Annotated in this window: 15 protein-coding genes and 2 pseudogenes; 9 read left to right on the plus strand and 8 right to left on the minus strand. The window is 72.2% G+C overall.

Features of this window, described 5'->3' with window-relative positions; genetic code table 11:
- Positions 1-15: 15 nt before the first annotated feature.
- On the minus strand, positions 16-1,215 hold the full coding sequence (locus ACQPXB_RS06215; protein ID WP_432850027.1) for an FAD-dependent monooxygenase: 1,200 nt from the start codon (positions 1,213-1,215) through the stop codon (positions 16-18).
- A 112-nt stretch (positions 1,216-1,327) separates the two neighbouring features.
- Between ACQPXB_RS06215 and ACQPXB_RS06220 the strand changes: the two genes are divergently transcribed.
- On the plus strand, positions 1,328-1,801 hold the full coding sequence (locus ACQPXB_RS06220) for a MarR family winged helix-turn-helix transcriptional regulator (RefSeq protein WP_432850029.1): 474 nt from the start codon (positions 1,328-1,330) through the stop codon (positions 1,799-1,801).
- A 55-nt stretch (positions 1,802-1,856) separates the two neighbouring features.
- Positions 1,857-2,108 carry a DUF7677 family protein gene (locus ACQPXB_RS06225; RefSeq protein WP_432850031.1) on the plus strand — a complete coding sequence of 84 codons (252 nt, stop codon included), beginning with the start codon at positions 1,857-1,859 and terminating at the stop codon, positions 2,106-2,108.
- A 237-nt stretch (positions 2,109-2,345) separates the two neighbouring features.
- Here ACQPXB_RS06225 and ACQPXB_RS06230 read toward each other — a convergent pair whose 3' ends face one another.
- Both ACQPXB_RS06230 and ACQPXB_RS06235 read right to left on the minus strand, forming a co-directional pair.
- Positions 2,346-3,464, minus strand: a complete 1,119-nt coding sequence (locus ACQPXB_RS06230) for a DNA glycosylase AlkZ-like family protein (protein ID WP_432850033.1) — start codon at positions 3,462-3,464, stop codon at positions 2,346-2,348.
- A gap of 11 nt (positions 3,465-3,475) precedes the next feature.
- Complete coding sequence (locus ACQPXB_RS06235) at positions 3,476-3,874, minus strand: DUF3224 domain-containing protein (protein WP_354871478.1); 399 nt, start codon at positions 3,872-3,874, stop codon at positions 3,476-3,478.
- Between the two features lie 62 nt (positions 3,875-3,936).
- On the opposite strand from ACQPXB_RS06235, the gene ACQPXB_RS06240 reads away from it, so the two are divergent.
- Genes ACQPXB_RS06240 through ACQPXB_RS06250 form a run of 3 tightly spaced genes read left to right on the plus strand, consistent with a single transcriptional unit; the run spans position 3,937 to position 6,192 of the window.
- Positions 3,937-4,914 (plus strand): helix-turn-helix transcriptional regulator, encoded by a 978-nt coding sequence (locus ACQPXB_RS06240; protein ID WP_432850036.1) that lies wholly within the window; start codon positions 3,937-3,939, stop codon positions 4,912-4,914.
- Positions 4,907-5,701, plus strand: a complete 795-nt coding sequence (locus tag ACQPXB_RS06245; RefSeq protein WP_366575134.1) for a uroporphyrinogen-III synthase — start codon at positions 4,907-4,909, stop codon at positions 5,699-5,701. The genes ACQPXB_RS06240 and ACQPXB_RS06245 overlap by 8 nt, the downstream gene beginning before the upstream one ends.
- On the plus strand, positions 5,701-6,192 hold the full coding sequence (locus tag ACQPXB_RS06250; protein WP_432850038.1) for a DinB family protein: 492 nt from the start codon (positions 5,701-5,703) through the stop codon (positions 6,190-6,192). The genes ACQPXB_RS06245 and ACQPXB_RS06250 overlap by 1 nt, the downstream gene beginning before the upstream one ends.
- A 2-nt stretch (positions 6,193-6,194) precedes the next feature.
- Here ACQPXB_RS06250 and ACQPXB_RS06255 read toward each other — a convergent pair.
- Positions 6,195-7,016 (minus strand): annotated as a pseudogene (locus tag ACQPXB_RS06255) (siderophore-interacting protein).
- Positions 7,017-7,030: 14 nt separating this feature from the next.
- Positions 7,031-7,372, minus strand: coding sequence for an MGMT family protein (locus ACQPXB_RS06260; protein WP_432850040.1), 342 nt, complete (start codon positions 7,370-7,372; stop codon positions 7,031-7,033).
- 139 nt (positions 7,373-7,511) lie between these two features.
- On the opposite strand from ACQPXB_RS06260, the gene ACQPXB_RS06265 reads away from it, so the two are divergent.
- Both ACQPXB_RS06265 and ACQPXB_RS06270 read left to right on the plus strand, forming a co-directional pair.
- Positions 7,512-10,685, plus strand: a complete 3,174-nt coding sequence (locus ACQPXB_RS06265; RefSeq protein ID WP_432857323.1) for an ATP-dependent helicase — start codon at positions 7,512-7,514, stop codon at positions 10,683-10,685.
- Positions 10,682-14,116 (plus strand): ATP-dependent helicase, encoded by a 3,435-nt coding sequence (locus tag ACQPXB_RS06270; RefSeq protein WP_432850042.1) that lies wholly within the window; start codon positions 10,682-10,684, stop codon positions 14,114-14,116. The genes ACQPXB_RS06265 and ACQPXB_RS06270 overlap by 4 nt, the downstream gene beginning before the upstream one ends.
- A 3-nt stretch (positions 14,117-14,119) precedes the next feature.
- On the opposite strand, the pseudogene ACQPXB_RS06275 reads toward ACQPXB_RS06270, so the two are convergent.
- Positions 14,120-14,502: pseudogene (locus ACQPXB_RS06275) on the minus strand (DoxX family protein).
- Positions 14,503-14,608: 106 nt separating this feature from the next.
- On the opposite strand from ACQPXB_RS06275, the gene ACQPXB_RS06280 reads away from it, so the two are divergent.
- Together ACQPXB_RS06280 and ACQPXB_RS06285 are read left to right on the plus strand one after the other, a co-directional pair.
- Positions 14,609-15,691: a potassium channel family protein gene (locus tag ACQPXB_RS06280; RefSeq protein ID WP_366575123.1), complete on the plus strand. Its 1,083-nt coding sequence runs from the start codon at positions 14,609-14,611 to the stop codon at positions 15,689-15,691.
- A gap of 168 nt (positions 15,692-15,859) precedes the next feature.
- Complete coding sequence (locus ACQPXB_RS06285) at positions 15,860-16,279, plus strand: hypothetical protein (protein WP_366575919.1); 420 nt, start codon at positions 15,860-15,862, stop codon at positions 16,277-16,279.
- On the opposite strand, the gene ACQPXB_RS06290 is transcribed toward ACQPXB_RS06285, so the two are convergent.
- A complete protein-coding gene (locus ACQPXB_RS06290) occupies positions 16,242-19,085 on the minus strand; it encodes an AfsR/SARP family transcriptional regulator (protein WP_432850045.1) in 2,844 nt (947 codons plus the stop codon). The two genes, ACQPXB_RS06285 and ACQPXB_RS06290, sit on opposite strands and share 38 nt — an antisense overlap.
- Positions 19,086-19,092: 7 nt before the next feature.
- Positions 19,093-20,091, minus strand: a complete 999-nt coding sequence (locus tag ACQPXB_RS06295; RefSeq protein WP_366575119.1) for a neutral zinc metallopeptidase — start codon at positions 20,089-20,091, stop codon at positions 19,093-19,095.
- Between the last annotated feature and the right edge of the window lie 188 nt (positions 20,092-20,279).

Genomic DNA, 20,279 nt, shown 5'->3' on the forward strand with positions numbered 1-20,279 from the left:
AAAGGACGCAACCGGTCATACGCGGCTACCGGCCGGCCGTCGACCGCTGAAGTCCGGCAGCTCCAGTGCACTGTGCTCCGGGCGGCCCGGGCCGCCGGGCAACGTCGTGAGTTCGCGCAGGTAGGCGTTGCGCTCGGCCAGCGCTTCGGCCGTGGCGGGGAACATCGTGGCGTTGCCTTCGGAGACCATGGCCTGGTTGGCCTCGACGAACGGACGCGCGGTCTGTTCGTAGGCCTCGAACGCCGTCGTGTGGTCGGCGCGGGTGGCCAGCTCACCCGCAAGCACGTACGCACCGACCAGCGCGGTGCTGGAGCCCTGGCCCGTGAGGAACGACGGCGCGAACGCGGCGTCGCCGACGAGCGCGACGCGCCCCGCGGACCAATGCGGCAGGTGGATCTGGCTGACGACGTCGAAGAACAGGTCGTCGGCCGTGCGCATCCCCTCGACCAGGCGGGGGATCTGCCAGCCGTCGCCCGCGAAGACCTCGGCGACGAGCTCGCGCTGCGCGTCCGGGTTGCGGAACGCCGCGAAGGGCGGCTCGGGACGCGCGAAGGTGAGGAAGCCGTGGATCTGCTCGCTCTCGCCCGCCGCGTAGAGCGCGGCGCCGCGGCCGGGCAAGCTCCAGAGGACGCCCTCGCGATGCAGGCCGAAGGTGTTGGGCAGCGTGAAGCCGTCGAAGCAGTAGCCGAGGTAGGTGTGGAACTGCTCTTCGGGACCGAACTTCAGGGCGCGGACACCCGAGTGCAGGCCGTCAGCGCCGATGACCAGGTCGAACGTGCGGCGCCGGCCGCTGCGGAAGGTCACGTCGACTCCGTCGTCGTGGTCGTCGAGGGCCGCGACGCTGTCGTTGAAGAGGAACTCGACGCCTTCGCGGATGGTGCTGTAGAGCGCTTCGGCGAGGTCGCCGCGGCGCACTTCCAGGTCGCGGCCCTCGATGCCGCCGGTGATGGCGTCCGGGCGCAGCGAGGCGATTGTGCTGCCGTCGGCGCCGAGGAAGGTGAGCTGCCGCGTGTTGACGTCGGCCTCACGCAGCCGCGGCATCAGGCCCATCTGCTCGACCACGCCGAGGGCGGTGCCGCGGATGTCAATGGGGTAACCGCCGCCGCGCAGGGCCGCGGCCTTCTCGACGACGGTGACGGCGAAGCCGTATTCACGCAGCCAGTAGGCCAGCGCGGGGCCGGCGATGCTGGCGCCGGAGATCAGGACGGTGGACATGGTGACTCCTCGATAGCTAAGTTAGGTATGCTTCTCGCGAGCGCAAGGGTCCCTGGTTCGACCTTGCGCCTTGAGGCAACTATATAGCTAACTTAGGTATGTAAGAGGTGTGATGAGCGACATAGACGGCCGGCTCGATCCGATGACGGTGCTGCCGCGCCTGATGCAGCTGAGCACGGTGCTCAACCGCAGCCATATCGCCGAGCGCGCCATGGAGCAGGCCGGCCTCACCCTCGACCGGCCGGCGCTCACCGTGATCATCACCCTCCAAATGGCGGGCAAGCCGCTTCGCGTCGGCGAGATCGCCACGCGCATGCAGGTCGTCGGCCCGCACGTCACGCGCCACCTGAACGCCCTGGAGAAGCGCGGCCTCGTCCGCCGCGTCGCCGACCCCGACGACCAGCGCGCCCGCCTCATCGAACTCACCCCGGACGGCGCCGCCGCGGCCGGGCGCTACCTGCAGACCGTCCTGAGCTGGTTCACCGAGGCGGTGGCCGACTGGTCCATCGAGGACCAGCGAACGTTCGGCACGCTGCTCAACCGCTTCGTCGACGACCTGACGGCTCGGGTGTCCGAAGTGGACTAAGCCGTGTCTCTGAACGTGCGACGCAGTAATCGCCGATAGCCCCACAGCGTCCTGTGTGACCACGAAACTGTCCCACGGGGCATCGGGGGCGCTGCGGCGTTTCGCGGGCCGGGTTGCTCGCGGCTCGGTCGGGCATCCGCTTCTCGACGGGATCGACTATGGGGACGATCTGCGCGACTCTCCGAGCCGGATGGAGGCTCTGTTCGCGATCTTCGCCAAAGTGCTGGAACTCGACGATCAGGGCGAACCCGTGAACGATGATGACGGCCACTACGACGGCGCCGCGGTTCGGAGATCACGGCCCTGATCCCGCACCCGCGCAGTTCGGTCGGTTGGCTGCGGAGGTGTAAGTCTTGTCCTCCGGCCAGATTCGCGGCTGCCCACCTTCGACGCGGTACCCGGATGCCGGGCAGAACCGCCTGCAACTGCTTGCCGTCGCAGCCCGGCCCGGCAGCGACCACGGCGGCCCTTGCCGTCCACCGCGTAGCGGACCCTGGTCGTCGGTCCGCCGCGCGCGCGTCACTCAACGGTTTGAAGACACGGACTAAGCCCAGGTGACGGAGAAGTCCGCGTACCCCCGCGCCGCGGCGGCCCGGGAGGCTTCTTCCTCAGCCGCATCCCGATCCGCCGCGCGGAGTGGGTCGAAGGCGGTCACGGTGAAGGCCAGGCGTTTGCCGGAGCCGCGGGTGCGCCAGACGCCCATCACTTCGCCGTCCACCAGTAGGGCGCCGGGGCTGCCGAGGATTTCCCACACTTCCTTCGCGCGGGCCTTGTCCGGCACCAGCACGGTTTTGTCGCGGGCCTGCGTGAACGGGTCCAGCGGCGGCAGCAGCCGGACCACCGACGGGGTCGGCGGGTTCTCCAGCGCGGTCACCTGGTCGGCGGGCAGGAAGGCCCGGCGACCGTCCACTTTGACCTCGGCCAGATCGTCAGGCCAGGCAGCCGACAGAGCCGTCTTCGCCGTGCCCACGAAACCCGCCGCGTCGCCCTGCGTGGCGGGACCGTTGGCGACCAGGTAGCCGCGCACGACGCGTGATACGGCGGCTGCGTCGGGTGAAGTCCGCATGCGGCCGCGGTTTTCCAGCGGCGCGAGCGTCGCCGGGGACTGGTCGGCCTCCAGGCGCACGCCGCCGTGGAGGGTGGCCAGGCGCATGAGCTGCTCCTGGATGTGCGTGGCGTTGCAGGGCCGGCACCAGCGCGAATACGAATCCGGCAGCTCACGCGTGGCGGCGGCGCTCGCGGCGCCCTTCGACATCGGCTGCGTCACGACCTTGCGGATGGCCCGAGCGGCGGTGAAGAGCACCTCCGACGCGGGCACGCCCGTCGCGCCGATTTCCTTCTTCTGCCACAGCATCCGGGCCAGGGCGTCGGCGTCGTCGAGGGGGATCAGCGAGGTCACGAGCTCGCGCAGGTCCTCGCGCCGGTGGAAGTGCGGGGCGCCGCGGTGGGACCAGACGAGCACCACGCGCGGATCGTCCACAAGGGACGTCGGTACCACCGGCGACGAAGACCGCGCCGAGAGGGCGAGCAGGGCGGTGTCACGCATGCTGTCCTGCAGGCCGAGGTCGAACAGCGGCGACGCCACCGGGTCCGCGAAGTCCCGGTGCAGCCCGTGCCGCGCGACCCGGTACGCCATCACCTGCTTGCGTGACACCTCGAGCACAGCGGCCTCCTTCAGCTCAGCGCGTAGTCGAAGGTGTACGACACCGTCGGCTCGCCCATCGTGCCCTTCACCGTGCCCGACCCGGTCAGGCCGGTGAGCTCGCCCGTCGCCGAGCCGGCCACGACGTCGAACTTCGACCAGATGCCCTTCGGGTCGAAACCGCCCTCGTGCCGGACCACGAACGTGCCGCGGCGGCCGTCCACGGTCGCGTCGAACCGCTCGAAGCTCGGTGACGTGGTGCCGCCGCCGTCGTAACCCTCGCCCGCGTAGTACAGCAGGTAATCGCAGATCGACTCACCTTCGATCACGCCGCTGTACTCCATCGTGGCGTGCGCGTAGGCCACGCGCGGGCCGCCTTCGCTGCCGCTGGCGAGGTGTTCGTCCCAGTTCTTCATGCTGAACGTGTTCATGGGGACCACTCAACCGCCCATACCTGTCAGCTTGTGTCAGGATTTTCGGTCATACTCGATTCATGCGCGCGTCCCGGCTGCTCACGGTGCTTCTCCTGCTGCAGAACCGCGGCCGGATGACGGCCGAGGAGCTGGCGGCCGAGCTGGAGGTCTCGGTCCGCACGGTCTACCGCGACATCGACGCGCTGTCGGCTTCCGGCGTGCCCGTCTACGCCGACCGCGGCCGCACCGGCGGCTACCAGCTGGTCGACGGCTACCGCACGCGGCTGACCGGGCTCACCGAGGAGGAGGCGCAGTCGCTTTCGCTGGCCGGGTTGCCCGTCGCCGCCGCGGAGCTGGGGCTCGGCACGGTGCTGGCGGCGGCGCAGCTCAAGCTGTACGCCGCGTTGCCGAAGGAGCTGCGCAGCCGTGCGGGCCGCGTCGCCGAGCGGTTCTACCTCGACGTGCCCGGGTGGCACCGCGGGATCGAGAGCCTGCCGGTGCTGTCCGAGGTCGCCGACGCCGTGTGGACGAGCCACCGCGTCCGGATCCGCTACGAACGCTGGGGTCAACGCGAGGTCGAGCGCGTACTGGAGCCGCTCGGCCTGATTCTCAAGGCGGGCAACTGGTACCTCGCCGGGCGGTGCGAGGGGACCGATCGCACGTACCGGATTTCGCGGATCCGGGAGCTCACGGACCTCGGCGAGGACTTCGAGCGACCGGCGGATTTCGACCTGCCTCGCTACTGGCAGGAGTGGTCGGAGCAGTTCGAACGGCGCATGTACCCGCGGCTCGCGACCGTGCGCCTGTCGCCGCGGGCGCAGGGGCTGCTGCCGTTCTACGCGGGCAGCGTCGGCGCGCGGGCGCTGCGCGAGGCCCGGGACGGCGGCGCCGTCGCGGATGAGGAAGGCTGGCTCACGATGCAGCTGCCGGTCGAGCCGGGGGAGCCCGCGATCGGCGAGTTGCTGCGGTTCGGGCCGCACCTGGAGGTGCTCGAGCCGGCGGACCTGCGGGCGCAGCTCGCGGAGGCGATCAGGGAGATGGGCGCGACCTATGGGTGAGCTGGACGGGGTGCGGATCGGCGTCACGGCCGAACGCCGCGCCGACGACCTCATCTCGGCGCTGCTTCGCTACGGCGCGCAGGTGCGCCACGCGCCGACGATCACCATCGTGCCCCTCGCCGAAGACCCCGAGCTGCGGCTCAGTACCGAAGCCGTGCTCGCCGCGCCGGTGGCGTTCACGGCCGTCACGACCGGCGCCGGCTTCCGCGGCTGGCTCGCCGCCGCCGACGGCTGGGGCCTCAAAGCCGACCTGCTCACGGCTCTGGGCGCGTCCCGCATCTTCGCGCGCGGCCCGAAAGCCGTCGGCGCGGTGCGGGGCGCGGGCTTGCGCGAGGAGTTTTCGGCGCCGGGGGAGAGCAACGCCGAGCTGTTCGGAGAGCTGGTCTCCGCGGGCGTGGTCGGTTCCCGCGTTGCCGTCCAGCTCCACGGCGCCCCGCTGCCGGAATTCACCGGTCTTCTGGTCGGCGCCGAGGTCGTCGCCGTGCAGCCCTACCGCTGGCACTCACCCGCCGACACCGCCCCGGTCGTCTCCCTGGCCCACGACATCCTCGCCGCCGAGGTCGAAGCCCTCGTCTTCACCAGCGCGCCGGCCGCCACCAACTTCCTCACGCTGACCGCCGGCACCGGCGCCCACGACGTCCTCCGGCGTGGTGCGATCAAGACCTTTTGCGTGGGCCCGGTGACCGCGGCGCCGCTGGAAGCGCAGGGCATTCCGACGGTTCAACCCGACCGGCAACGGCTCGGCGCTTTGGTGAAGCTGGTGGTCTCGACACTGGGGAGGGCTTGATGGGTGAGTTCAGGGGTTCGTTCGCGGTGCCGCTGGACGACGAACGGACCCAGCTCGAGGCGTTCATCGAGGAATACCGCGTGGGCCTCGAGAAGACGCTCGACGGGCTCACCGAGGAGCAGGCCCGCCGCCGCCTCGTGCCGTCGGCGACCACGCTGCTCGGGCTGCTCAAGCACGTCACGTGGATGCAGCGCGTGTGGTTCGAGGAATGCGTCGGCGGCACGTCCCGCGGTGAGCTGGGGCTGGTGCGGAGCCCGGACGAGTCGTTCCGGCTCGCCGACGACGACACCGTCGCCTCGGTCACGGCGGCCTACCGGGAAGCCTGCGCCACGGCGCGGACCGCGGTCGCGGACCTGGCGCTGGACGCCGTCGTGACCGGCCACCGGTCCGGCCCGCGCACCGTTCACTGGGTGTACCTGCAGGTGCTGCGCGAGCTGGCCCACCACTGCGGCCACGCCGACATCCTGCGGGAACAGGTCCTGGCCGCCTGAGGTCAGGACGCCGCTTCCACGCGCTCGCGCCCGACCGCGTCCTCGCTGAGGCCGTGGCGCCAATAGCCGGTGAAGCAGATGGCCGCCTTGTCGAAGCCGCGGTCGCGGACGAGGTGGCGGCGGACGTGTTTCACGATGTCGGCCTCGCCCGAAACCCAGGCGTACGGCGCACCGCCGGGCAGGCTTGCGGCGCGCACGGCGTCGAGCAACGCCTCGCCGTGGGGCCGGTTACCGCGCACGATCTAGTGCAGCTCGACGGCGCCGGCGGTCTCGAACGTCTGGCGTTCGGCGCGGTCCGGGATCTCGACGTAGATCGACGCGCGGGCCGAGCGCGGCAGGTGCTCCACGATCGCGCCGATCGCCGGCAGTGCGGTCTCGTCGCCCACGAGCAGCTGCCACTCCACTGCGTGCGGCACCTCGTACAGACTGTGCGGGCCCACGAACGCCACCAGGTCGCCGACCGCCGCCCGCGCGGCCCACGCCGAAGCCGGGCCCAGATTGTCGTCGTGCAGGACGAAGTCGACGTCGACCTCGTCGAGCTCGGGCCGCAGCGCGCGCACGGTGTAGGTGCGCATCGGCGGCCGGACGCCGTCGGGCATCGCGAGGTAGGTCTTGTACCAGGACACCACGTCGCCGCTCGACGGCGCGGGCGGCAGCTGCGGCTCGTCCTGGCCTGGCAGCGGGAAGAACACCTTCACGTACGCGTCGGGCCCGAAGCCCTCGGTCGCGGCGAGTGTTCTGCAGTCGAACGTGATCCTCACCATCTGCGGGGTGACCCGCCGGACCGCGGTGACCCGGCCGCGGTGCGAAGCTAGCAGCGCCATTAGGCAAACCTAACCTAAATATCGGGGATCTCAAAGAGCCCGACGGGAGCGTCCTCGTCCGCCAACCCGTCCGGCTGCCAGCGGTACTTGCGCAAGTCCACGCGCTGGCCGTCCGCGAGCACGCCTTCCGCGCGCAGGAGTTCGAGCTGGCGGTGGGCCAGGTGAGGCGCCGGAGTGCCGTTGGCGCGCAGGATCCGCTGCCACGGCAGGTCGTGCCCGTCTTCGGCGAGCACCCGCCCGACCAGCCGGGGCGAGGGTGCGCCGCTGAGCGTGGCGATGTCGCCGTACGTCGCGACGGTCCCCGCGGGGACGTCCTTGATGACAGCCCGGATCCGTTCGTGCAGTTCGTCGTCCATCCCCGCACTTTGCCGCACCACACCGACAGTTCAACGTCCCGACCCGGGAAAGGCGTGCCGGTGCGCCACCCGTGCGTGTCAGCATGGTTCCATCGCTGGTGTGAACGGGCGGAGAACGGCACACGGACAGGCGCGGCTCGTGCGCCCGCCCGCCGCCGGCGCACCCACGTTCACCTGGGACGTGGGCGCGCGCCGACTGCTGTCCACGCCCGCCGGGTTCCTCCGCGTGCTCGGCGGCCCCGGCACGGGCAAGACGACCTTGCTCGCCACCGCGGCCGCGCGCCGCATCGCCGACGGCGCCGACCCGGAGAGCGTGCTCGTGCTCACCTCGTCGCGCCGCGCGGCCGACGCGCTGCGGGCCGACATCACGCGCCGCCTCACGTCCGATCCGGAGCAGTCGTCGGTGCTGCCGCGCACGGTGAGTGAACCACTCGTGCGCACGGTGCACTCGTACGCGTTTTCGCTGCTTCGCCTCGAAGCCCTCGCCGAAGAGCTGCCGCCGCCGCGGTTGCTGGCCGGCGCGGAGCAGGACGTGGTCGTGCGCGAGCTGCTGCAGGGTGACCTCGATGTCGGCGCGCCCGACTGGCCCGACCAGCTGCGGCCGGCGCTGCTCGTGCCGGGCTTCGCCGAAGAGCTGCGCGACCTGCTGATGCGCGCGGCCGAGCGTGGGCTCGGCCCCGAGGACCTCGTGGAGCTGGGCCACCGCAAGGACCGCGAGGAGTGGGTCGCGGCCGGGCACTTCTGGGCGCAGTACGAGGAGGTCACGCAGCTGCAGGGCGCGGGCGGCAACGCGCTCGGCGTCCGCAGCGCGCCCGCGCTCGACGCCGCCGAGCTGGTCACCTCCGCCCTGCTCGCCCTCGAAGACGACGAGGAGCTGCGGGAGCGCGAGCGCGGCCGCGTGCGGCACCTGTTCGTGGACGACGCCCACCACCTCGACCCGCTGCAGGTGCAGCTGATCCGCCAGATCGGCCAGACCGCGGCCGAGTTCGTGGTGGCCGGCGACCCCGACCAGTCCGTGTTCTCCTTCCGCGGCGCCGATCCCCGGCTGTTCGCCGACACGGACGCCGAGGGCGATCGCACGGTCACGCTCACCACCTCGCACCGCCTCGCCCCCGCCGTGCGCGAAGCCGTGACGAAGCTCGGCGCGACGCTGCCGGGTGCGTCGCAGCATCGGAAACTCGTGTCACCCCCCGGAAAACGCGGCGGCAAGGTCCGCGTCCGGCTGATGCCGACGCCCGCCGCCGAGGCGAGCTGGATCGCCGACCAGCTGCGCCGCGCCCATCTCGTCGACGGCGTGCCGTGGTCCGAAATGGCGGTGCTCGTGCGCTCGCCCGCGCGGACTTTCCTGGTCCTGCAACGAGCTTTGCGCGCGGCGGGGGTGCCGATCGGCTCGGCGACGCAAGAGCTGCCGCTGGCCAAGCACTCCGCCGTCCGGCCGCTGCTGGCCGTGCTGCGGATCGCCGCTCAGCCGGAGCTGCTCGACGTCGACCTCGCCGAAATGCTGTTGTCCTCGGCGCTGGGCGGTGCCGACCCGCTCGCGTTGCGCCGCGTCCGCCGCGGTCTGCGCCGGCTGGAGCTGGCCGGCGGTGGCCAGCGCTCCAGCGACGAGCTGCTCGTGGAAGCCCTGCGCGGCGGCGACATCCTGGTCGGGCTCGCCGACGCCGAAGCGACGCCCGTGCGCCGCGTCGGCAAGCTGCTGAGCGTCACGCACCAGGCCGTCGCGCGCGGCGAAGGCGTGGAACAGGTGCTGTGGGAGCTGTGGGAGGCCAGTGGCCTGCAGGAACGGCTGCTGCGGTTCGTCGACCGCGGCGGCTCGCTCGGCGCGCAGGCCGACCGCGACCTCGACGCCGTGGTCGCGTTGTTCGACGCCGCCGGTCGTTATGTCGACCGGCTGCCCCGCGCGAGCGTCGCGTCGTTCGCCGACTACCTGTCGTCGCAGAACATCGCGGGGGACACGCTGGCGCCCGCGGCGATCCCGGGCGAGGGCGTGTCGCTGCTGACCGCGCACGCGGCCGCGGGTCGCGAGTGGACGGTCGTGGCCGTGGCCGGCGTGCAGGAAGGCGCGTGGCCGGACCTGCGGCTGCGCGGTTCCCTGCTCGGCGTGGAGCGGCTCGTCGACCTGCTGTCCGGAGTGGACGATGGTGACAAGGTGTCGGCCATCGCCCCGATCCTGGCCGAGGAGCGGCGCTTGTTCTACGTCGCCGCCGCCCGCGCGCGCCGGACGTTGCTGGTCACCGCGGTGGCGGGCGAAGACGAGCAGCCGTCGCGCTTCCTCGACGACCTGGAGGAGAACGGCGCCGACGACGGTGCGCTCGATTCCCGCATGAAGCCACCCGGCCGGTCGCTGGTGCTGGCCGAGCTCGTCGGCGAGCTGCGCGAGGTCGTGTGCGACGACAAGGCCGACCCCGAGCGGCGGGCCCGCGCGGCGAAGCAGCTCGCGCGGCTGGCCGACGCCGGCGTGCCCGGCGCGCACCCCAGCACGTGGTACGGCCTGCTGCCCTCCTCCACCGACGACCCGGTGCACAAACCCGGCGACCTCATGCGGATCTCACCGTCCACAGTGGAAATCCTGGTCAAGTGCCCGCTGCGCTGGCTCGTCGAGCGCCACGGCGGCAGCGACCCCGCGCAGCTCGCCGCCGTCACGGGAACGCTGGTGCACGGCCTCGCGCAGGCCGTCGCCGGCGGCCGCACCGAAGACCAGATCCAGGCCGCGCTCGACGACGCGTGGGTGCGCGTGGACGCGGGAGCCCCGTGGTTCTCCCGGCGCGAGCGCAACCGCGTGGAGCAGATGCTGCGCAACTTCGTGGCGTGGCTGGAAGGCAGCCGCAAGGAGCTGATCGAGGCGGGCGTCGAGCAGGACATCGAGGTCGAGCTGCCGATGGGCGACGACGAGGTACGGGTGATGCTGCGCGGCCGCGTCGACCGCGTGGAGCTGGACAAGGACGGCCGGCCGGTGATCGTGGACATCAAGACCGGCAAGGTGCCCGTGTCCAGCGCCGACGCCGAGCAGCACCCGCAGCTCGCCGCGTACCAGCTCGCGGTGCTGCTCGGCGCGATCGAAGGCAAGAACACCCCGGGTGGCGCGCGGCTGGTGTACGTCGCGAAGACGAACAACAAGACCGGCGCCACGCAACGCGACCAGCCGCCGCTCGACGACGACGGTGGCCGGCAATGGCTCGACCTCGTCCGCTCGGCGGCGGCCGCCGCGGCCGGGCCCGACTACCAGGCCCACGAGAACCCGGACTGCGACCGCTGTCCCGCCCGTGGGTGTTGCCCGCTGCGCCCCGAGGGCAGGCAGGTGACCGGCCCGTGAGCTTCCGGCTCATCGCCAACCCGGTCGAGCCCGCGGAGATCGCCGACGCGCTCGGCCTGCACCGCCCGACTCCCGAGCAGGCCACGGTCATCGCCTCGCCCGTCGAGCCGTCGCTCGTCGTCGCCGGTGCCGGCGCGGGCAAGACGGAGACGATGGCCGCGCGCGTGGTGTGGCTGGTGGCCAACGGGATCGTGAGCCCCGAGCGCGTGCTGGGCCTGACGTTCACGCGCAAGGCCGCGCGCCAGCTCGGCGAACGCGTTCGTGCCCGGCTGCGGCGCCTGGCCGGGTCCGGACTGCTGGAGAAACTCGACCCGTCGGGCGGGTTGCGCGCCACGGTCGTCGCGGGCGAGCCCACCGTGCTGACTTATCACGCGTACGCCGGGCGGCTGCTGTCGGAACACGGCCTGCGGCTGCCGGTGCAGCCGGGTGTGCGGCTGCTGTCGGAGACGTCTTCGTGGCAGCTCGCGCACCGCGTGGTGTCCACTTGGGACGACGACCTCGACACCGACCGGGTGCCGTCGTCGGTCACGGCGCAGCTGCTCGCGCTGGCCGGGGAGCTCGGCGAGCACCTCGTGTCGACGGAACGGCTCGCGGAGTACACGACGTGGCTGTGCGAGGTGATCGAGAACGCGCCGCGCGCCAAGGGCCAGCGGGCGGCGCTGCCGCAGAAGCTGCAGGAAGTGATGGCGGCGCAACGGTTCCGGCTGGCGTTGCTGCCGCTCGTCGAGGCGTACCACCGGCGCAAACGGGCCGAGGGCGCGCTCGACTTCGCCGACCAGATGTCGCTGGCGGCGCAGCTGGCCGACGGCTACCCGGCCGTGATCACCGGCGAACGCGAGCGTTACGGCGCCGTGCTGCTCGACGAGTACCAGGACACCGGCCACGCGCAGCGCGTGCTGCTGCGGTCGCTGTTCGGCGGGGGAGACCACGCGCCGATGCCGGTCACGGCCGTGGGCGACCCGGCGCAGGCCATCTACGGCTGGCGTGGCGCTTCGGCGGCCAACCTGCCGCGCTTCACCACCGACTTCCCGCGCCGCGACGATGGACGGCTCGCGCCCGCGCACCAGTTCGGCCTGCTCACGAGCTTCCGCAACCCACCACAGATCCTCGACCTGGCCAACGCCGTGGCCGAGCCGCTGCGGGCGCGCGGCCTCGGCGTCGAACCGCTGCGGGCGCGCGACGGCGCCGGCCCGGCGGACATCGCCGTGGCGCTGCTGCCGGACGTGCGCGCCGAACGCGAGTGGGTGGCCGACGCGCTGGCGCGGCGCTGGCTCGCCGAAAAGGAGGAGACGGGCAAGCCGCCGACAGCCGCCGTGCTGGTGCGCCGGCGCGCGGACATGGCGCCGATCGCGGCCGAGCTGCGGATGCGCGGGCTGCCGGTGGAGGTCGTCGGCCTCGGCGGGCTGCTCGACGAACCGGAGGTCGCCGACCTCGTCAGCACGCTGCGGGTCCTGGCCGATCCGCTCGCCGGCAGCGCGGCGGCCCGCCTGCTCACGGGTGCACGGTGGCGGCTCGCGGCGGCGGACCTGGCCGCGCTGTGGCGACGTGCGGGGGAGCTGTCCTCGCCCGCACCGCAGGGGGATTCCGAAGACGAACCCGTGCTCGTCACCGAACGCGCCGAGCAGGCCGGGCTCATCGACGCCGTCGACGAACCCGGCAAGCCCGAGCGCTACTCCGAGGACGGCTACCGGCGGATCCGGCGCATCGGCGCGGAGCTGGCCGCGTTGCGCCGGCGCCTCGACCAGTCGTTGCCCGAGCTGGTGACCGACGTCGAACGCACGATGCTGCTCGACGTCGAGTCCCTGGCCCGCCCCGGCTCGGCCGGCCGCGCGCACCTCGACGCGTTCGCGGAGGTCGTCACCGACTACGCCGAGACGGCGCCGACCGCGACCCTGCTGTCCTTTGTGGACTACCTCAACACCGCCGCCCACGCCGAGGACGGCCTCACGCCCGGCGAGGTCGAGGTCGTACCCGACCGCGTGCAGGTGCTCACCGTGCACTCCGCCAAGGGGCTGGAGTGGGAGGTCGTGGCCGTGCCGCACCTCGTGGCCGAGGTGTTCCCGAGCAAGCGCCGGTCCTCCTCGTGGCTGCGCACGTCGACGTCGCTGCCCGCGTTGCTGCGCGGCGACTCGGCCGACCTGCCGGAGCTGCGAGTTTCCGACGGGTTCGACCGCAAAGAGGTGCAGGAGGCCCTCGAACTGCACGAGGAGGGCTTCGCCGAGCGGGAGGCCGACGAGGAACGTCGGCTCTGCTACGTCGCCCTCACGCGCTCGGAACGCGCGCTCATCGTGTCCGGCCACTGGTGGAACGAGAGCAGTACACGCGCGAAGGGACCGTCGGTGTTCCTCACGGAGATCGCCGACGTCGTGCGCGAGGCCGACCCGCCGATCGGCGTGCTCGACGCGTGGGCCGACGAACCCGCCGACGACGAGGAGAACCCGCTGGTCGCGGACTCCCGCAAGGCGAGCTGGCCCGTCGACCCGCTGGGCGACCGGCGGACCGGGGTGTCGACGGGCGTCGAGATGGTGTTCGCGGCGATGGCGGCGTTGCCTGAAACACCTGAAACACCCGAAACGCCCGAAGGGCCCGAACCCGCGAAGGCCGAACCCGAGCAGCCGGAACTCTTCGGCATCGGCGAGGACGACGAGGTGCCGCTCCCGCCCGAACCCGACGAGTTCGACGAAGAACCTTACGAGGACGAAGAAACCTACGACGAAGACGACGATTCCGACGAAGACGAAGTCGATCCCGAAGACCCCGACGGCTGGGCCGCCGACACCGACGTCCTGCTCGCCGAACGCGCCCGCGCCCAGGCCACTGTGGACCGGGTCGTGCTCCCGGCCCAGCTTTCCGTGAGCCAGCTCGTGGAGCTCGCCGCCGACGCCGAAGCCCTCGCGCGGAAGCTGCGCCGCCCGCTTCCCTTGCCGCCGAACACTTTCGTTCGCCGCGGCACGGCGTTCCACACGTGGCTCGAACAGCGCTTCTCCGGCGAGGGCCTGCTCGACATCGACGACCTGCCCGGCGCCGCCGACCTCGGCGAGGCTCCCGACTCGGATTTCGAGGCGCTGCAAGAAGCCTTCGAACGCAGCGAGTGGGCCGAACGCGTGCCGCTGGCCGTGGAGGTGCCGTTCTCGGCCGACGTCGAGGGCATCACCGTGCGCGGCCGGATGGACGCCGTCTACGCGGATCCCGACGGCGGCTGGACCGTGGTGGACTGGAAAACCGGCTCCGTGCCGTCAGCCGACCGCCTGCCCGCGCTGGCCGTGCAGCTCGGCGCGTACCGGCTCGCGTGGGCCGCGCTGAAGAACGTGCCGGTGGACCGCGTGCGCGCCGCGTTCCACTACGTCCGCCACGGTCACACGCTCAGTCCCGCCGACCTCCTCGACGCCGAAGGCCTGCGCGACCTGCTCCGCAGCGTCCCGCGGGAGTGAGCTTCAAGCGTTGTCGCGGACCTTCAACGCCCACTTGACGAGCGGCCACTGCGCCGTCAGCCGGAACCACGCCGCCGCGCGCACCGGCGCCGCCAGCTTCTTGCGCTCGAAGTCCAGCGCCATCTTCACGTTGCCCGGGAACACGCCCACGAACAGCAGCGCCGCCGCGAGCCCGCCCAGCCGGCGCGTCCGCGGCAGCGCGATGGCCGCGGCCACCCCGAGCTCCGCCGCACCGAGGCGTACGTCCACGCGCGACGCCAACCGGGGAGCTCCTCCGGTACCAGCGCGTCGTACTGCTTGGGGCGCAGGAAGTGCGTCAGGCCGGCGGAGGCGAGGAAACCGGCCAGCCAGTAGGCGGGCCGTTGCGGCCTGCTGGAGTCGGACATGCGTCCAGCCTGCCATAACGTGATCACCGCGACGGGTGTGCGGGAGATGACCTTCGGCTATCCTCCCCGCTGTGAGTGACGCCGAACACCCGCGGGGAGCCGGTGCATGAAAGCCCTGAAACGGCTGCCCCTGAACGTCCGGCTCAACGACCGCCCCGACCACGAGCTCGTCGGCGTGATCCGGATGCCGGAGTTCACGTCGAGCCCGATGCGCTCGATCGTCAAGCGGATCATCGGCGCACTGCTCGCGCTGCTGGCCACGGTGCTGATCGTGTTCGCCGACCGCGGCGGCTACCGCGACGTCAACGGCGACGGGGTGTCCTTCCTCGACGCGATCTACTACTCCACCGTCTCGCTCTCCACGACCGGCTACGGCGACATCGCGCCGATGTCGGCCTCCGCGCGGCTGGTGAACGTCCTCATCATCACGCCGTTGCGCGTGCTCTTCCTCATCGTCCTCGTCGGGACCACGCTGGAGGTGCTCACGGAGCGCTCCCGGCAGGCATTCAAGATCCAGAAGTGGAGGACGAAGGTGCGCGACCACACCGTCGTCGTCGGGTTCGGCACGAAGGGCCGCTCGGCCGTCAACGCGCTGCTCGGTGACGAGGACGTGCAGCCCAGCCGCATCGTCGTCGTCGACACCGACCAGCAGGCGCTGGAGGCGGCCAGCTCGATGGGCCTGGTGACCGTGCACGGCTCGGCGACCAGGGCCGACGTGCTGCGCGTGGCCGGCGTGCAGCACGCGAAGGCCGTGGTCGTGGCCCCGAACCGCGACGACACCGCCGTGCTGGTCACGCTCACCGCGCGTGAGCTGGCGCCGAAGTCGCACATCGTGGCGTCGGTGCGGGAGGCGGAGAACGTCCACCTGCTCAAGCAGTCGGGCGCGAACCAGGTCGTGGTGTCGAGCGAGACGGCCGGGCGCCTGCTGGGCATGGCGACGTCGACGCCGCTCGTGGTCGACATGGTCGAGGACCTCATTACGCCGGAGTCGGGGCTGGCGATCGCCGAGCGCGCCGTGGAGCCGTCCGAGGAGGGCGGTTCGCCGCGGCACCTGCCCGACATCGTGCTGGGCGTGGTCCGCGACGGCGTGCTGTACCGCGTCGACGCTCCGCAGGCCGACGCGATCGAACCGGGCGACCGGCTGCTGTACGTCAAGAAGGTCACCTCGGCCGACAAGGTCGAATCCTGAGCCGTCGAATCCTGCGCCGTGACTTCCTGACCGCTGGGTGACGGCCGATCGGCGGACGGTGACCGGGCCGCCGGGACCTCACTGGGTTTTGCCCCGTGGATCTGGAACCATGGCGGCGTGCAGCTCTCCGACCTCACGAGCAAGACCTCAGTCCAGAGGTGGCTGCAGGTGGGCATCCCGGCTGCCGCCGGCGTGCTCGTGGTGGTGCTGGCGTGGCTCGCCGGGCCCGGCCTGTTCGGCATCGCGGGCAACGACGCCGGCGCGCCCGTGCAGGCGGAGGTGACCCAGCCGGCCGAGTGTTCGGCGGGCAACCCGGTCGAATCCGTCACGTTCAGCCTCGGCGGAAAGCCGCGCCAGGGCACGCTCAACGGTTGCGGCCACGCCAAGGGCGAACGCGTCGAGGTCGGCGTGCCCGTGGACGCTCCGGCCGACGGCGCGATCACCGTCAGCGCGGCCGACGCCTCGGCGGGCGCTCAGGACGCGCGCGGCCCGGTCGCGCTCGTGCTGCTGGTGTTCGCGTGCTTCGCGGGCGGCATGTACGCGTTCCTGGTCATCCGGGGCTCGGGGAAACTGGCCCTCCTGCACTGAGCGCGCGCTCGATCTCGCCGAGCTGCCGCCGGGCACCGTAGGCGTCCGGCACGTCGTGTTCCTCGATGATGTCGACGGCCTCGCGCACGAAGCGCCTTGCCTGCTCGTGGTCACCGGCTTCCGTGTGCGCCTTGACCACCTGCTCCAGCACTTGCAGCGCCCAGCGCCAGCCTTGCGACGCGCGGAACCGATCGATCGAGGTACGCCAGATCTCCGTGGCCCCGGCCAGGTCGCCCGCCGCCAGCCGGACCTGAGCGATCGCCCCCTGCGCGGTGCGCAGCGCGAGTTCTTCGCCGGCCGCTTCGCAGAGCTCGGCCGCGTGCTCCGCCAATGCCACCGCCTCGTCGAGCCGGCCGAGCTTGGCCAGGGGGTAGGCGATCCCGGCCATCGCGATCATCTCGGCTTTGGTGTTGCCGACGGCTCGATGCAGCTCCATGCCCCGCCGGAAGTGGTCGACGGCTTCGGCGTACCGGTCCGGGCCGCCGACATCGCCCAGGATCTGCCCGAGGTTGATGTGCAGGTAGGCCCGCTCGGCGTCGTCGGTCTGCAGGTCCATCGAGCGGCCCAGCTCACGCAGGCAGTCCTCGTGACGCTGCACGGTGTAGTACGCCAGACCGAGGCTCCGGTGCAGCTGCGCGACCAGCGGGTCGGCGCCGTCGATGGTCTCCAGTGCCAGTTCGATGCCCGATGCCCATTCCTCACCGCGGACGAACTGCTCGTAGGGCATGGCCAGCGAAAGCGCCAGCGGCGCCGTTTCGCAGCGCAGTGCCGGGGTCGCGGCCAGCTCCCGGACCAGCAGGGTGAGGGTGGGCAGCTCGGCCTCGTACCACGCCACGCCGTCGTCGTACCCGCCGATCCGGGTCACGGTCACACCCGGCTCCGCCACCGGTACGCGGTCGTTGGGTGGCCGCACCGGGCGCAGCGCCAGGGTGGCCGCGTGGGCGACGCACCGGTAGTGGTTGACCAGCCGCCGCAGCGCCGCCGCCCGCTCCTCGGGTGAGTCCGTGGCCTCCATCAGCTCCAGGGCGTACGCGCGAACCAGATCGTGGGCGGTGAAGCGGTCCGGCCGGTGCTCGGTGAGGTACCGGACGCGCGTGAGTTCTTCCAGCAGTTCGCGGCCATGCGGCAGCGGCACGCCGGCGAGGCTCGCCGCGGCCTCGGCGGAGATGTCGACGCCGTGGTGCAGGGACAGCAGCCGGAACAGCCGCGCCGCCGCCTCGTCGAGAGTCCGGTACGACCAGGAGAAGACGGTGCGGACGTCGCCCACGTCGTCGGTGCGGAAGGCCGCCAAAGTGCCGCGGGTTTCGCGCAGCATCGTGGCGAGGGCGGCCAGGGTGAGCTGCGGACGCGTGCGCACGCGGGCCGCGACGATCGCCAGCGCGAGCGGCAGCCGGCCGCACAACCGGATGATCTCGGTGGCGGCCTCGGGCTCGGCCGTCACCCGCTCTTCGCCGAGCCGCCGGCCGAGCGCGTGGCGGGCTTCGTCCTCGGTGAGGGTGTCGAGCGTCAGCACCTCGGCGCCGTCGGAGACGACCAGGGACGCGAGGTTGTTGCGGCTGGTCACGATCACCGCGCAGCCCGGTGTCCCGGGCAGCAGCGGCCGGACCTGCTCGGCGTCGCGGACGTTGTCCAGCACCACGAGCATCCGGCGGCCGACCAGCAGGCTGCGGTACAGACCGCTGCGTGCGTTCAGCCCGGTGGGCACCGAGCCGGGCGCGAGCACTTCGAGGAAACCCCGCAACGCGTCGGCCGGGTCCACCACCGCGCCGCCGGGGTCGAAGCCGCGCAGATCGACATACAGCTGGCCGTCGGGGAACTGCGCCGCCACCCGGTGGGCCACGCGGACGGCCAGGGACGTCTTGCCCACGCCCGCGAGGCCGTCGATCACCGCCAGCCGCATGGTCCCGGCGTCCGCGGCCGGCTCCAGGACGCGGGACAACGTGGTCAGTTCGGCGTCGCGCCCCGTGAAGGCGGCCAAACCCGGTGGCAGCTGCGCGGGCCGCACTCGTGGAGCGGCCGGCCGTTCGGGCCGGCGCTCCGGTTCGGCGAGCAGCTCCCGTTGGACTCGGGCCAGCTCGGGCCCGGGCTCCACGCCCAGCTCGTCGACGAGCCGGTCCCGGATCGCCCGGTGGACCTCGAGGGCGAGCGCTCGGCGTCCGAGCGCCGCGAGCACGCGAATCAGGCGCGCGTGCACGCCTTCGTCGAACGGGTCCAGCGCGGCCACCCGCTGCAGGTGCGGCAAGAGCGGCTGCGGCGACTGCCCCGTTTCGAGGGCGAGATCGGCGGCCTGCATCAGGACCGCGGCGACCTCGCGGTCGATGCGGGCCAGCAGCGCGGCGACGCGCGACGGCACGGCCGCCCCGGCTCCGGCGGTGGCGCGGCACAGGTCCAGGGCCTTGACGAACCAGGCCATCGCCTCGCCCGACTCCTCGACCTGCCGGGCCTGCTCGGCGAACGCGCGGAACTCGGCGAGATCCGACGTCGTGGCACCGGGCCGCAGCGCGTACCCACTCGAATCGCGCACCAGCCACGAGCCCTGCGTCCGCGCGGGCAGGCCGGGTTCCACCAGACGCCGCAACGCGCCGACGTAGCGCTGGATCACGTTGGCCGCGCTGGCCGGCGCGTCGTCCTCCCACAGCAGGCCGACGAGCTCGTCGAGCCCGGCCGGGTGGCCGCCGCGCGCGAGCAGGACCGTCAGCAGCAGGCGCTGCGCCGGCGGGCCCAGGGCGAGTTCACGATCTTCCCGCCACGCGCGCAGGTGGCCGAGCAGCTCGAACCGCACCTGCGGTGCGCCGGGCGTGCTCACCTGATCCCTAGCTGACCAGGGACGAGGGCGCCGCGAACGTGTTGCAGTCGGCGATCCGGTTGGCCTTCGCGCCCTGGCGCCACCAGTAGGCGTAGTGGGCGTTGGTGCCGTGGTCGTGGCTGTGGGAAGTGTTGTCGCCGCGGGTTTCCTGGTCGTTCCAGGCCTTGTTGTACATGTCGCGGGTGATCGTGCCGCCCTGGTCCACGTGGGCGCCGAGGAACATGCCCGAGAAGCACTGGGCCTGCAGCTCCTTGCGGCGCGACATCTCCAGGCCTTCGGGGCTGTTCTGGCCGGCCGCGTAGATCTTCTGCCACGCGGCGTCCATGATCCCGGCGACCTCCTGCACGTGGTGGCCGTACTCGTGCGCGAACAACGCCAGGTAGACGCCCGGGTTGTTGCCGTACTGATCGGTCTGCAGCCCGGCGAAGGGCACGTACAGGTTGTCCTCGCAGTAGTACGCCGCCGTCGCGATACCGACCTGGATGGTGCCGCACGCGGTCTCGAAGCTCGGCCCGGTCGGGAAGTGCAGCGCGGGCGGGGTGAACGGCAGGTCGTAGGCCTGGAGGAACGGGCCCCACGCTGCGTCGAGGCACTTGCTGGCCGCGGTGAAGAACGCTTCCGCGCCCGACTGCGTGCTCTGCCACGCCGGCAGGTCGCAGACGCGGTTCTGCAGCCCGGCGTTGGGGTCCTGCAGGATCGGGTGGTCGGCGAGCTTGAGGATCTTCTGCGGGCCGGTGGAACTCGGCTCGGACGTCTCGGTCGGCGCCGACGAGGCGGTGGAGGACGAGCCGTTGTTCGGCGGCAGCTCGAACGCGCTGGTCGGCGCGGACGCCGGCGGGTTCTGGTAGCCGGTGGCGTTCACGTTCTGGCTCGGCCGGTTCAGCGCGACGATCGCGACGACCCCGAGCACCAGCACCGTGACGGCACCGAGCGCGATCCCGATGATCGCGCCCGGCGACTTCTTCTGGTGCTGCGGAGGGAAGCGCTGCGGTGGGTACTGGCCCATCCACGGGCTCTGCGGCGGCGGCCCCTGCGGAGGTCCCTGGGGCGGACCCGGCACCGACGGACCCTGCCGCGGGGGCCCTTGGGGTCCCTGCCTGCCGGGCCCGTGACCCGGGACCGGCGGCGGTTGAACGGTCCCGCGAGGCGGCACCTGGCCGTAGGGCGGTTGCGTCATCAGGGCAGTCCCGGAGG

It is taken from the genome of Amycolatopsis sp. CA-161197, from assembly GCF_050942255.1.
Lineage (GTDB): Bacteria > Actinomycetota > Actinomycetes > Mycobacteriales > Pseudonocardiaceae > Amycolatopsis.

Excerpts from the sequence above, each read along its gene's own strand:
- ACQPXB_RS06280 (WP_366575123.1), top strand. The coding sequence starts at position 14,609 with ATGAAAGCCCTGAAACGGCTGCCCCTGAACGTCCGGCTCAACGACCGC.
- ACQPXB_RS06215 (WP_432850027.1), bottom strand. The coding sequence starts at position 1,215 with ATGTCCACCGTCCTGATCTCCGGCGCCAGCATCGCCGGCCCCGCGCTG.
- ACQPXB_RS06240 (WP_432850036.1), top strand. The coding sequence starts at position 3,937 with ATGCGCGCGTCCCGGCTGCTCACGGTGCTTCTCCTGCTGCAGAACCGC.
- ACQPXB_RS06235 (WP_354871478.1), bottom strand. The coding sequence starts at position 3,874 with ATGAACACGTTCAGCATGAAGAACTGGGACGAACACCTCGCCAGCGGC.
- ACQPXB_RS06250 (WP_432850038.1), top strand. The coding sequence starts at position 5,701 with ATGGGTGAGTTCAGGGGTTCGTTCGCGGTGCCGCTGGACGACGAACGG.
- ACQPXB_RS06260 (WP_432850040.1), bottom strand. The coding sequence starts at position 7,372 with ATGGACGACGAACTGCACGAACGGATCCGGGCTGTCATCAAGGACGTC.
- ACQPXB_RS06245 (WP_366575134.1), top strand. The coding sequence starts at position 4,907 with ATGGGTGAGCTGGACGGGGTGCGGATCGGCGTCACGGCCGAACGCCGC.
- ACQPXB_RS06220 (WP_432850029.1), top strand. The coding sequence starts at position 1,328 with ATGAGCGACATAGACGGCCGGCTCGATCCGATGACGGTGCTGCCGCGC.
- ACQPXB_RS06295 (WP_366575119.1), bottom strand. The coding sequence starts at position 20,091 with ATGGGCCAGTACCCACCGCAGCGCTTCCCTCCGCAGCACCAGAAGAAG.